Annotated in this window: 10 protein-coding genes; all 10 read left to right on the top strand. The window is 47.6% G+C overall.

The window, feature by feature from the left end:
- Positions 1-19: 19 nt before the first annotated feature.
- The 10 genes from DDZ15_RS15580 (at position 20) to DDZ15_RS15625 (ending at position 13047) form a co-directional block, all read left to right on the top strand.
- Entirely contained in the window at positions 20-1684 is a 1665-nt protein-coding gene (locus tag DDZ15_RS15580; protein ID WP_109648056.1) for an amidohydrolase, read from the top strand.
- Positions 1641-3377, top strand: coding sequence for an NAD+ synthase (locus tag DDZ15_RS15585; RefSeq protein WP_242979066.1), 1737 nt, complete (start codon positions 1641-1643; stop codon positions 3375-3377). Before DDZ15_RS15580 ends, DDZ15_RS15585 begins: the two co-directional genes overlap by 44 nt.
- Positions 3378-3501: 124 nt before the next feature.
- Entirely contained in the window at positions 3502-5490 is a 1989-nt protein-coding gene (locus tag DDZ15_RS15590) for a LysM peptidoglycan-binding domain-containing protein (RefSeq protein ID WP_109648057.1), read from the top strand.
- 9 nt (positions 5491-5499) lie between these two features.
- A complete protein-coding gene (locus DDZ15_RS15595; protein ID WP_109648058.1) occupies positions 5500-7143 on the top strand; it encodes a S41 family peptidase in 1644 nt (547 codons plus the stop codon).
- 2 nt (positions 7144-7145) lie between these two features.
- Positions 7146-7991 carry a PHP domain-containing protein gene (locus DDZ15_RS15600; RefSeq protein WP_242979067.1) on the top strand — a complete coding sequence of 282 codons (846 nt, stop codon included), beginning with the start codon at positions 7146-7148 and terminating at the stop codon, positions 7989-7991.
- A 3-nt stretch (positions 7992-7994) separates the two neighbouring features.
- Positions 7995-8477: a 6,7-dimethyl-8-ribityllumazine synthase gene (ribH, locus tag DDZ15_RS15605; protein WP_109648060.1), complete on the top strand. Its 483-nt coding sequence runs from the start codon at positions 7995-7997 to the stop codon at positions 8475-8477.
- Between the two features lie 63 nt (positions 8478-8540).
- Entirely contained in the window at positions 8541-9374 is an 834-nt protein-coding gene (locus DDZ15_RS15610) for an isoprenyl transferase (RefSeq protein ID WP_146198619.1), read from the top strand.
- 21 nt (positions 9375-9395) lie between these two features.
- On the top strand, positions 9396-11909 hold the full coding sequence (bamA, locus tag DDZ15_RS15615) for an outer membrane protein assembly factor BamA (RefSeq protein WP_158278744.1): 2514 nt from the start codon (positions 9396-9398) through the stop codon (positions 11907-11909).
- Between the two features lie 4 nt (positions 11910-11913).
- On the top strand, positions 11914-12480 hold the full coding sequence (locus DDZ15_RS15620; protein ID WP_242979068.1) for an OmpH/Skp family outer membrane protein: 567 nt from the start codon (positions 11914-11916) through the stop codon (positions 12478-12480).
- A gap of 45 nt (positions 12481-12525) precedes the next feature.
- Entirely contained in the window at positions 12526-13047 is a 522-nt protein-coding gene (locus tag DDZ15_RS15625) for an OmpH/Skp family outer membrane protein (RefSeq protein WP_109648062.1), read from the top strand.
- Positions 13048-13058: the final 11 nt, after the last annotated feature.

A 13058-nucleotide genomic window follows, 5' to 3' on the forward strand; every position in this document is an offset into this window, starting at 1 on the left:
CTTCACGTAATAGAATATCATGAAAAAAACAGGATTTATACTGCTCACTGTCACTTTGCTTTTCTCTGCATGCACGCAGGAGGATAACGCATTTGTGATGCATAATATAAACGGATACACTTTATCCGGCGGGGATTTAGTACAATTTGACGCCATTGCCGTAAAGGACGGCCGAGTGGTTGAAACAGGAGCGGCTACGGCCCTGCAGGAGCAATTTTCCGATTATGAGCAAATCAACGGAGCCGGACAAACCATGCTTCCGGGACTGATAGATGCACATACCCACGTAATGAACCTTGGTTTTCAGGAGTTGGATGTTAATGTGCAGGGAATAGACTCATTGGATGAAACGCTGGAGAAGATCCGCCAGTACGCGGAAGATAATCCCGACCTGGAATGGATACTGGGCCGTGGCTGGAACCAGGTATTGTGGGAAGAAAATGAGTTTCCAACTGCCGAAGATCTAGACAGGATTGTCCCCGATCGCCCCGTTTTCCTCAGAAGAGTGGATGGACATGCCGCATGGGCGAACAGCAAGGCCATGGAGCTAGCGGGAATCGACGACGATACACCCGACCTGCAGGGGGGCGTTATACGCCGTGATGAAAATGGGAAGGCAACAGGCATCTTTATTGATACGGCAATGGGGTACATCGGGAGTGAGATCCCGCCGCGCACCGCTGCCGAAAAACGCCGTGCTTTTGAGCTTGCCCTTGAAAAAATGGCCCGTCATGGTCTGACAAGCGTGCACGATGCCAGAACCAATAATGAAACCTGGGAGATGTACAAAGAGTATGCTGATAACGGCACTCTTATTACAAGAATTTATGTCATGGCAGCCGGAACCGGAGATGAATTTGATGTGATGGCGGCAAAAGGCCCGATAAAAAGTTACGCAGATGATATGCTCTCCATGCGCAGTGTGAAAATATCAGCAGATGGCGCGCTGGGCAGCAGGGGGGCGGCTCTTCTGGAGGATTATCACGATGACCCGGGCAACAAAGGTCTGCTCTTCTTTGATCAGGAGGATCTGAATGCTATGCTTTTGAAGGGCGCATCAGCCGGGTTTCAGATGAATATCCATGCGATCGGTGACGCAGCCAACCGACAGGTACTTGACGGTTTTGAGTACATCAATAACGAGCTGGACGGCCAGGCAGATCTGCGCCACAGGGTTGAGCATGCGCAGATTGTTGCCCTTGATGATATTCCCAGATTTGTGGATTTAAATTTAATTGCATCCATGCAGCCTACACATGCCACCAGCGATATGAATATGGCAGAAGACAGGGTGGGGCCAGACAGGATTCGCGGCGCCTACGCCTGGCAGACCTTTCTGGATCAGGGCACGGTGATTGCAGCGGGTTCCGATTTTCCTGTGGAGGATGTGAATCCGTTTTATGGCCTCTATTCTGCCGTAACCCGGCAAGATCATGAAGGCATGCCTCCCGGAGGCTGGTACAGTGAACAGCGCATGAGCCGTATTGAAACAATCCGCGCTTTCACGATTGATGCGGCCTATTCAGCCCACCAGGAAGAGGTTCTTGGAACACTCGAGCCCGGCAAATGGGCAGATTTTATTTTAATTGATCGTGACTTTTTTGAAGTGGAAGCTTCTCAAATCTGGCAAACAGAAGTGAATGAAACATGGGTTGCCGGAAAAAGAGTTTTTCAGAAGCAGTGACATGAAGGTAAGGGTTGAGCAGCTGAATCCGATAGCCGGAGATCTGGAAGGAAACAAAGATCTTATTCTGAAGTCGCTAAGAAAGGCAGAAAAGGATGGTATAAACCTTCTGATCCTTCCGGAGCTGGTTGTAACGGCGTATCCGGTGCATGACCTGCTGGAGAGCGACACCTTCAGGCAGGCCTGTTATCGTGTAAATGAAGAAATTATTTCGGCCACAAAATCGACGGCTATTCTGTTTGGTTCGATCACGCCGAATGCCGGACTTGGAAGGAAAATGTTTAACTCAGCATTGCTCTCAAAAAACGGAAAACTGATACAAACTGTGCATAAAAGCCTTTTACCCACATATGATGTATTTGATGACTTGCGGTATTTCGAACCCGCAGGCACGTTAAGCTGTATGGAGCTTGACGGGCTAAGGCTGGGTGTGACGGTATGCGAGGATATCTGGTACAATGAAAATGAAATACAGTACCATACCTACCCGATAGATCCCGCCATGGAGCTTAAAAAAATGGGTGCCCGGGCAATTGTCAACATTTCTGCATCACCCTATACAAACAGGAAGCATGAGAACCGGGTGAATATGCTTAAAAATCATGTGAAAAGGCTTGGAATTCCTCTTTTTTACAGCAACCAAACCGGCGCCAATACCGAACTCATTTTCGATGGTGACTCCATGATTATCGACAGCGATGCTTCCGTGATTGCTGCAGTCGGCTCATTCTCTGCAGGATACACAGACGTGAAGTGGAATGTGTCGGAGGGAGAAAACAGTGTAAAGGCTTTGGAGAAAAGTAAAAAGATTGACGTGTATCCGGCTTCGGGTCCGGCCAGGCAGTTTGAAGCCATCCGATGCGGTTTGTCCGACTATCTTGGGAAAACAGGCGTTACAGGAGATGTTGTGCTTGGCTTGAGCGGCGGTATAGATTCTGCACTTGTTTGCACTCTGGCTGCAGAAATATTGGGGCCCGAACATGTTACAGCGATTACAATGCCGAGTGAATTTTCCAGCGAGGGCAGTGTAACGCACTCTGAGGAACTGGCTCATAATCTTGGAATAACTCTACACAATGTGCCAATCGGCACGCTTTTTAAGGAACATCGCTCTGTTCTGGATCCTCTGTTTGAAGGAACATCATTTGGCGTGGCTGAGGAGAACCTTCAGAGCAGAATACGGGGTGCACTGCTGATGGCCTATTCAAACAAGTTTAACGCTTTTCTTCTGGCTACCGGCAACAAGTCGGAGTATGCAGTAGGATATGCCACACTGTATGGTGATATGAACGGTGCACTTTCTCTGATTGGTGACTTGTATAAAACGGAAGTATATGCCCTCTCAGCATGGCTCAATGAGGTCTTTTATGAAAAGGAAGTGATTCCGGCAGCTGTCATTGAAAAAGAGCCCAGTGCAGAATTGCGTCCCGGACAGAAAGATTCTGATACACTGCCCGGGTATGACATTCTGGACGACATACTGTACCGTTATATTGAGCTGCAACAGGGCGTAAAGGATATAATATCTGCGGGACATGATGCGGATAATGTGCAGAGGGTAGTCCGAATGGTTGATATGAACGAATTTAAACGAAATCAGGCTGTACCTATATTGAAATTGTCTTCCAAATCCTTTGGAACCGGTCGCAGGTGGCCGATAGTACAAAGGTGGACATCCCGTAAAAACTCATGAGAAAGTTGTAACTAACTACAAAATTGTATTGATTTTTCTTTATTTCGAATTAATTATAATCACGCTGACACGTAACTGTTCAATTTACTAACTTGTTCTCCCTACAAAAACAACAGAGAATCATATGAAACCCGCTATCCTTATTATTTTCTTCTGCTTATCATTTCAGGCACTCTCGGCTCAGTCGAGCAGCCAGCAGACCAGAACCGTTGTACCTGTAAAGCTGCTGCCATACGCCAACCCGTTAACTGAATCGAAGGAAGATGCACAGATACAGGAGGAGAGGTCGCTGCCCGATGATATCGATAAAGAGCTGCTGAGAAGAATTTCGGATACCTATCGTTTGCACGTACTTGCCATTGATGCCCAGATTCAGGGAGATTTGGTTCAGGCTGAAGAGTATATCAACGAGGCTTTTGCATCCATTCAGGGCATGATGGATGACTATCCTGAACTTCAGGGCAATCGGCGGTTTGCAGAACTTTACAGGTCCGTGATGGCTGAACACAGTGAGTTTTACGGCATTACGGAATCGAGAACCGAGACTGAGGGTGACATTTTTGAAATCAGGGAAGAACTTTTTTCGGACAATGATGACTGGATCACAGAGGGTTATGTTTTACCGGAGAACCTGACAATCAATCAGCTTGAAGTGCCTCTGATTCAGAATCAGCATGTAAATCGCCATCTCATGTACTATACACTTCGCCGGCCCGATGTGATGGAGCGCTGGCTGGAGAGATCCGAGCACTACTTCCCCATGATGCGTGAAATCTTTGAGGATGAAGGTGTGCCCACCGAGCTTATCCACCTGTCAATGATTGAGAGTGGACTGGTTCCAACTGCCAGAAGCTGGGCGTCTGCCGTAGGACTATGGCAATTTATACGTGCTACCGGTGCAGTATATGGCCTGGAAGTAAACTGGTGGATCGATGAGCGAAGAGATCCAATAAAAGCCACAAGGGCTGCGGCACAGCATCTGGGCGATCTGTACGACATTTGGGGCGACTGGCACCTGGCACTCGCCAATTACAATCTGAGTCCAAGGGGACTGCGAAGGGCAATCAGAGCCGCAGGCGGAGTTGAGGACTATTGGGCCGCATATCCGTATCTGCCGCGTGAAACCAGGGGGTATGTACCCGGTTATATTGCAGCGACCATGATTGCAATGAATCCTGAAGAGTTTGGTTTTGATAAGCCCTCAGGTGTTGAACCTTATACATATGAGGTAACGGAAGTGGACGGACTTATGCCGCTTGAAGATCTTGCTGATGCGGCCGGTATTTCTATCAGGGAATTGAGGGACATGAACCCTGAACTGCTGCGATGGGCAACGCCACCAGGCGGCAAATACCCGTTAAAGCTGCCGGTTGGAGTGAAGGAAGATTTCCTGATTGCGTATCAGGAAATTCCAAAGGAAAACCGTGCTTCCGAAGTGGCAATGCATACGGTAAGCAGGGGAGAAACCCTTGGCTACATAGCACGGCGTTACGGAACCTCAGTCCGAGCATTATTTGATTCAAACGACGGACTTAGCAGTACGATCTACCCGGGACAAACCATTGTGGTGCCCGTTGCTCCGGGATCCAGGGAGCAGATTGCTGCAGACAGGCCGTCCAACCGCGGCTCATCACGGAGTCAGTCACAGAGGAGGCCTCAGGTTCAGGCTCCTGCAAATACTACAGGAATGACCTACACAGTTAAAAGCGGAGACACAATCGGGCACATAGCCGAGTGGTTTGATGTACGGGCATGGCAAATCAGGGCCTGGAACAATGTAACCAACACCATTCGCGTAGGACAACGGCTTACGGTATACGTATCCAACAATCGTGTGGAGTTTTTCTCCCAGGTTGAAGATCTCACGTTTGCACAAAAGCAGGAACTGGAAAGAAGACAGCGTTCAGGCGAAAATATCTATGCACTCAGATTTGACGGTGCGGGTTCCGGTTCAGGGTCGGGCGATTCCATCAGATATACTGTGCGTAGAAATGATACTCTGAGCAACATTGCCAGCCGTCATGGCGTTAGTGTTGCAGATATCCAGCGTGACAATAACCTGAGAGGAACCACGATTTATGCAGGCCAGACTCTTACGATTCGCCGCAGATAAAAACTTTTCATGAAAGCTGTTTCAAAATTCGTTCCGGCTGTATCAGCAGCTCTTGTTATTCTGTTTTTGACAGCCTTCGCCCAGAGCGATCTCTTTTTTCGCATTAAGAAGCAGCTTACCATCTACAGTGATGTGTTTAAAGCCGTTGCCACAAGCTATGTAGACGAGGTTGAACCTGAAACCCTTACCCGCCTCGGGCTTCAGGGTATGCTCGGCGGGCTTGATCCTTATACGGTATTCATTGACGAGGGTGAACTGCAGCAGCTTGAAATCCTTTCCTCCGGTGTGTACGGAGGAATCGGTATTGAAGCCGGATTCAGAGGCGATCAAGTGGTTATCATTGCGCCGCTTGAGGGGTATCCCGCTGAACGTGCAGGTCTGCAGCCCGGGGATGTGATTGAAGCTGTAAACGGAAGTTCGGTCACAGGTTTCACTCCGGATGAAGTTCAGAATCTGACCATTGGTGATCCGGGAACCACAATCGAGATGACTGTAAGGCGTCCGTCAATTGATCAGCAGATCACCGTAACGATGGAGCGTGAGCGGATTGAAGTCCGGAATATCACGTATGCAGGGCTTACAGGTGACAGAAATCAAATTGGATACATTAAAATTTCCCGATTCGGCCAGCGAACGGCTGAAGAACTGCGCGGCAGTCTGATTGAGCTTGAAGAAGAGAACGAACTGAACGGACTGATTCTGGATCTCAGGAATAATCCCGGCGGACTGCTGAATGAAGCTGTAGAGGTTGTTGACAAATTTATAGAGCCGGGCGTAAGCGTGGTTGAGACGCGCGGACGGTATGACAGCCGAAGTGCAGTGTACACCAGTCAGGAACCCGCCCTGTTTGAAAATCTTCCATTGGTTGTGCTGATCAATAACGGAAGTGCAAGCGCATCGGAAGTGGTTGCTGGCGCATTGCAGGATCTGGACCGGGCTGTAATACTGGGAGAAAACAGCTTCGGTAAAGGGCTTGTTCAGGAGGTTCGGCCTCTTTCATACAATACATCCATCAAAATTACGGTATCCGAGTACTACACGCCCAGCGGAAGGGGCATTCAGGCTGTTGATTACAGGGATCCCGGTACGGACGGATCAGCTATTCCGGACTCACTACGCAGAGCATTTCGTACAAAAAACGGACGAACCGTTTATGACGGTATGGGAATTGAACCCGACGTAACTCTTGAACGTGAGGGCAATGAACTGCTTGAAACGGCCCTGGAGAGCGAAAACCACTTTTTCTTTTTTGTTAACGAATATCTCACTTCAGAAAATCGCGGGGAGAGACCTGAGTATCCGGAGGATTTCTACAATCAATTCTCAAACTACTTGCAGCAGCGGGGTTTTACATTCGATACATCTGCAGACCGTTACCTGGAATCATTGACGTCGAATATCACCCAGTTCTCCAACCAGGATGATGCACGTGAATACATAGAAGAGTTACGGGCCCTGCTTCGTGATCAAAAAATATCTATGATCTACGACAGCCGCGAGCTTATCGAGAGTGAACTGAGGGCTGAATGGATCTCACAAACGTTAAGCGGTGAGGACCGCCTGTCCGAAATGCTTAAATATGATTATCTGATTACGAATGCAATTGAGATTCTATCCAGCCCGGCCGACTATCGCTCGACCCTGATTCCATAATTTTGGGCAAATCTGACCTACATACTCACACGAAAGAGTCCGATGGTGCACTATCGGCCGAACAGCTGATCGAACGAGCCAAAAAAAAGGGGCTCAAAGCCATTTCCATAACGGATCATGATACGATCAACGGCTATAAAAAAGCGCGTCCGGCCGCCAATGAAGCAGGTATTGAGCTGATCCCCGGAATTGAAATTACGGCCCTTTGGAACAAGCGGGAGGTGCATATTCTGGCATATCTTTTTGACACGGAAAATCCAAAACTGCTTGCACTTCTGAAAAGACAGCGGCTGGCCAGGATAAAACGAATGAGGGATATTGTAGAGGTTCTGCGAGGACAGGGCCTTGATATCTCACTGGATGAAGTCAGGGCAGAGTCAGGAACTGGAAGTCCGGGGCGGCCACATGCTGCTTCAGTTCTGATCAGCAAAGGGTATGTTGCGTCTGTGGCAGAGGCTTTCATCCGTTATCTTTCCTCGGAAAAGCTTAAGGGAATCAGAACCGATTACGCAACTGTTGAAGAGGTGGTTAAGATTGTGAAAGAAGCTCATGGAGTCCTCTCACTTGCACACCCCGGTCCATTATACAGCCAGAAAGAGATCAATACACTTCTGGAATTTGGAATAGACGGAATTGAATGCATTCATCCCAGTCATAACTTTAATCTGCAGCGCAGCTTTACTAAAATGGCGGAGTCGAGGCACCTTCTCATTACCGGCGGCAGTGATTTTCATGGGAAAAGGAAATCAGAATATGATCCCTATTTTGGGATTGTTACCTTGGGGGATAAGCATCTGGCCTCTATGAAGCGGCTTGCACAACGCAGAAAAACAGAACAAAAAAGCTAAAACATGCCGGTAGTAACCAAGTCAGACACGATAGACTGGAAAACCGTCCGTATTGCAGTTGTAGCGGCAAGATGGAACTCTTTTATTACTGATGAAATGCTGAAAGGTGCCGTAGATGCACTAAAGGGTAAAGGTATTCCCGACAAACAAATTTATCAGCTTCGCTGTCCGGGTTCTTTCGAACTGCCGCTTGCATGTAAATATTGTCTGGATGAACTTGATACAGACGGTGTCGTAGCAATTGGTGCGGTGATACGTGGCGGAACTCCGCACTTCGACTATGTGTGCGATGCCGTAACAAGGGGTATAACCGACCTGAATCTTGAATCCGGTAAACCTGTAGCGTTTGGTGTTCTCACCACAGACACGGTGGAACAGGCAGTAGAGAGGGCAGGTATCCATAAAGGTAATAAAGGTGCAGAGGCAGCGTTGTCTGCCTGTGAAATGATTGAGCTGCAACGCGCAGTAAAAGAATCAGGCTCCTAAATAGTGTTTGAATGCTTAGCGATTATACGCTAACTTTCAAGGCTTGAATAACCCCATTAAATCATGGCTTTGGAACCACTTTCATTAACCGATAAAAAACAGTCCGAAGAAGACAAACATCTTCAGGAGGAGGTTAAAACTGCAGGTTCAATTCCCAGCCATATTGCGATTATCATGGACGGGAACGGAAGGTGGGCGCAGGATAAAGGCAATATCAGGTTGTTTGGCCACAAAGAAGGCGTGGAGTCGGTTCGTGATATCACAGAAGCGTGTGCACAGCTCGGCGTAAGTCATTTAACGCTTTATGCGTTCTCTACAGAGAACTGGAACCGTCCCTCTTCCGAGATAAACGGCCTCATGAAATTGCTGGTTCATTCTCTTCAGAATGAGGCAAATCGACTGCATAAGAACAATATTCGACTGGTATCTATTGGCCAGATCGACAGACTCCCATCGAGTTGCCGCAACAAACTGGAAGAAGTTAAAGAGCTGACGAAAGAGAATGATCGACTGGAACTTTGTCTTGCATTGAGCTATTCAGGCCGGTGGGATATTACCGAAGCCGTAAAAAAACTCGCGAAGGATGTGAAGGACGGTAAGATAGATCCTGAAAACATTGACGATGATATGATCAGTACGCGTCTTTCTACCGGTAAGGTTCCGGATCCTGATTTGATCATCAGAACCAGCGGCGAATATCGGATTTCCAATTTTTTACTGTGGCAGCTGGCCTACTCCGAGCTTTATATCACACAAACATACTGGCCGGATTTCAGAAGAGATGAGCTTTATAAAGCCATCCAATCGTATCAAAAGCGGGAACGCCGTTTTGGTAAAGTGAAAAAGGGGTATACGAAAAAGGTGTCCGCATCAGTTATTAACAAAATTTTATCCTAAACAGCAGTAAGAATTTACCACGTGTCGAAACATAAGCTTCTCTTATTCTGCCTGACATTATTAACGGGAATTTTTTCACTTCAGAACGCTGCCGCACAGGATACCGGTCAGGTACGGATTGAGGATCCCTCGCAGCTTACTCCCCTTGAGTTTGAAATTCGTGAAATCACCGTTACGGGACTGGTTACCGCCCGGGAAAGTTTCGTGATCAGCAGCAGCGGTCTGAGGGTCGGTGAACGGATAACCATACCGGGTGAGGAAATTGCAAATGCTATTCGCCAGCTCTACCGCTCCGGAATTTTTTCGGATGTGGAAATCGCTTATGAGAGAGTGACCGGCGGTGTGAATATCGATATTCGAGTTGAGGAAGAACCACGTCTGCAGCGATATGAAATAACGGGAGTGAAAAGATCCCAGCGCCGTGAACTGCGTGAGCAGCTGAATTTACTGACAGGTTTTGCGGTAACCCGGGCTGTGCGGTCACAGGCACTCAACACCATCAACCGGTATTATCGAGAAAAAGGATACTGGGGAACCGAGGTAGAAATTAATGAAGAGATTACGGACGAAGAGCGTAACCGGATGACCCTTACCTTCCGAATCGATCCCGGGGAGCGAATCAAAGTGCGTGAAATCAATTTTGAAGGCAACGAAGAATTCAGCGACCGAAGATTGCGCAAAGAGTTCTCAACTATCAAGCAGGATCGCTGGTACAGAATTTTCAAACGGCATGTGTTTACCCGCGATGATTACGAGGAAGGAATTAACAATGTGCTTCAATATTATCGTGACCGTGGATATCGTGATGTACGGGCCGTTGATGACTCCGTGTATGTAGATAACTGGCGGCGCAGCAAAGACGGTGTATTTTTTGACATTGAAATTGAGGAAGGTCCGCAGTATTTCATCCGCGATATTGAATGGGAGGGCAATACCGTTTACACGGACGAGCAGCTTACACTTGCATTCGGTTTTCAGCCGGGGGATGTGTTCAATGAATCCAAGTTCAGTGAAAACCTGGAGTACAAGCAAGACGAAACGGATATAACCAGCCTTTACAACAATGTGGGCTACCTGTTTTTCCAGGTTTTTGATGACGTACGGGTGGTCGCTGAGGATTCTGTCGATCTCTATTTTGAGATTGTGGAAGATGAAATTGCGACCATACGCGAAGTGTCATTTTCAGGAAATACCAAAACCCACGATGATGTGGTACGGCGTACATTACGTACCGTTCCGGGACAAACATACAGCCGGTCGGCTATCATACGAACAATCCGGGAACTGGGTCAGCTTGGATATTTCAGCCCGGAAGGCATCCAGCCCGAATTGGTGCCTGACCAGCAGGAGCGTACTGTCGACATCAGCTATTCGCTGGATGAAACAGCCGGAAGCGATAATTTTGAATTTTCAGGTGGTTTTGGCGGCCGGCAGATTGGAGTGATTCTGGCTGCCCGCGTAAATTTCAATAATTTTTCCATTCAGCGAGTATTTGAACCCGGTGGCTGGAATCCCATTCCTTCCGGAGATGGTCAAAGACTCTCACTGGGAGTTCAGGTAACCGGTCGTGGGTATCAAAGCTATAATTTCAGTTTTACAGAACCCTGGTTAAGAGGAAGACCAACCTCGTTTGGCGTGAGCCTTTCATACGACTATCTGAACTTCAGCCGATCAAGTTTTGGTTTTGGAGGGGGCTTCGACACCGGACAGGATCGCCGGAACGAACTCTTTTCTGCGAGTGTAAGTCTTGGAAAACGTCTCAACTGGCCCGATGATTTCTTTTCACAGCAGACGGTTTTGACATTCAACCGATTCAATGTGCTGGGCTTCAGCGGAATTTTTGAGGATGGAAAGGCGGATCTGCTAACCGTACGGCACGTAATAGAGCGAAATTCAACCGATAACCCCATCTCACCTCGCCAGGGGTCAAAGTTCAATATCTCAGGAGAGGTTGCCCTCCCTGTTCCCGGCTTTAACCAGTTTTATAAACTGAAGTCACAATATCTGCATCACCACACCATTACCGGTAAACTTGTGATCAGTGCGGGTGCTGAATACGGGTATATGGGTTATTTTACCGATGTTAATCGGAGTAATTTCCAGAGATTCTTTCTCGGCGGTACAGCAATCCAGCAGAGACAGAATTTTCTGAACGACAACATCGACATGCGAGGTTTTCCGGGAGGCTTCAATGGAGTGATTTCACCCGTAGATGAAAATCAGAACCTGGTAGGTGGCCGCGTATACAGTAAATATTCATTTGAATTGCGATATCCTGCCGTTTCAAATGAACAGATACAGCTTATACCGTATGGATTCATCGATGCAGGTAATACTTTTTCAGACCTGAATCGCTTTGACCCGTTCAATGTGAAACGGGCAGCCGGTTTCGGTGCCAGAATATTCCTGCCCATTCTGGGTCTTGTTGACCTCAGCTACGGTTACAGGCTGGACGGTACTCCCGGTTCAAATGAAGGTCCGGGACTTGCTCCGGGCGAGTGGGAGTTTCTCTTCAATATCGGCGCTCCTTTTTAAACAAATGAAACCGGGTAATCAAACATATTATTCAATAGGTTTGCAGCTGCTCTCTGCGGCTCTGTTCATAGCAGTGATGAGCGACGGGACGGTTTATGCTCAGGACCAGAAAATCGGGTTTATCGACTCTGAAGTGATCCTTGAACGTATGCCCGAGTATTCAGGAGTCGAACAGCGACTCTCGAATCTGAGTGATACCTGGAATATGGAGATATCAGCACTTGAACAAGAGCTTGAAGAGCTTGAAACGGAATTTGAAGCGCGTGAAATTCTTTTTACTGAAGAGATTCGTGAGCAACGATTAGAAGAAATTAACCGAAAAAGAGACGAACTGAATCGTTACATCGAAGAGAAGTTCGGGCCGGATGGCGAATACTTTACACGGCAAAAAGAGCTTCTTGAGCCCATTCAAAGGCAGATATTTGACGCATTGACACTTGTGGCAAACCGCGGTCAGTTTGATTTTGTGTTCGACCGATCACAGGACACCCGTTTCCTGTTTGTACGTCAGCAGTGGAACCTAACGGAGGATGTGATGTTAGAACTGGGTATAGAGCTTGCGGGTAATTGAGAAATAATAACGTTAAATTAAGCGGCTAAATTAAAAAACGAATATATGAAAAGAATACTACTGACAACCCTTATTGTGATCATGCCGGCGCTGGCATTCGGACAGCTAAAGGTTGGGATCATGAATCCGGATGAGGTGCTGAACGCACTTCCTGAAACGGCACAGGTAGAAGCCGAGCTGCAGGAGTATATACAGCAGAGGCAAACCATGTATCAGGAGCGATATCAGAGCTGGATCAGCGAGCTGACGGATTTCAGCGAAAGAGCGGAAGCCGGCGAATTGAGTGAAGAGGCGCAGGAGCAGCAACAGCAGCGTCTTGTTGAACAGCAGGAAGAGCTGAGCAATCTGCAGGCTCAGATACAGCGCCAGATTCAGCAGCGGCAAAATGAACTGATCAATCCGCTGTTAACACGGGTTGAAGACGCCATGAATGAAGTGGCTGAAGAAATGGAGCTCGAATTTGTGATCAATAAAAATGCAAGTACAGGTGACCCGATTATATACTACTCATCGCAGCGCGGTGTTGATATTACCGAAAGAGTTATTCAACTAATTACACAGAACTAATTTAAACACAT

This window comes from Rhodohalobacter mucosus (assembly GCF_003150675.1).
Taxonomy (GTDB): domain Bacteria; phylum Bacteroidota; class Rhodothermia; order Balneolales; family Balneolaceae; genus Rhodohalobacter; species Rhodohalobacter mucosus.

Bases quoted from the DNA above. Each gene is read 5' to 3' on its own strand.
- DDZ15_RS15610 (WP_146198619.1), top strand. From the start codon at position 8,541: ATGGCTTTGGAACCACTTTCATTAACCGATAAAAAACAGTCCGAAGAA.
- DDZ15_RS15620 (WP_242979068.1), top strand. From the start codon at position 11,914: ATGAAACCGGGTAATCAAACATATTATTCAATAGGTTTGCAGCTGCTC.
- DDZ15_RS15625 (WP_109648062.1), top strand. From the start codon at position 12,526: ATGAAAAGAATACTACTGACAACCCTTATTGTGATCATGCCGGCGCTG.
- DDZ15_RS15590 (WP_109648057.1), top strand. From the start codon at position 3,502: ATGAAACCCGCTATCCTTATTATTTTCTTCTGCTTATCATTTCAGGCA.
- ribH (WP_109648060.1), top strand. From the start codon at position 7,995: ATGCCGGTAGTAACCAAGTCAGACACGATAGACTGGAAAACCGTCCGT.
- DDZ15_RS15580 (WP_109648056.1), top strand. From the start codon at position 20: ATGAAAAAAACAGGATTTATACTGCTCACTGTCACTTTGCTTTTCTCT.
- DDZ15_RS15585 (WP_242979066.1), top strand. From the start codon at position 1,641: ATGAAACATGGGTTGCCGGAAAAAGAGTTTTTCAGAAGCAGTGACATG.
- DDZ15_RS15595 (WP_109648058.1), top strand. From the start codon at position 5,500: ATGAAAGCTGTTTCAAAATTCGTTCCGGCTGTATCAGCAGCTCTTGTT.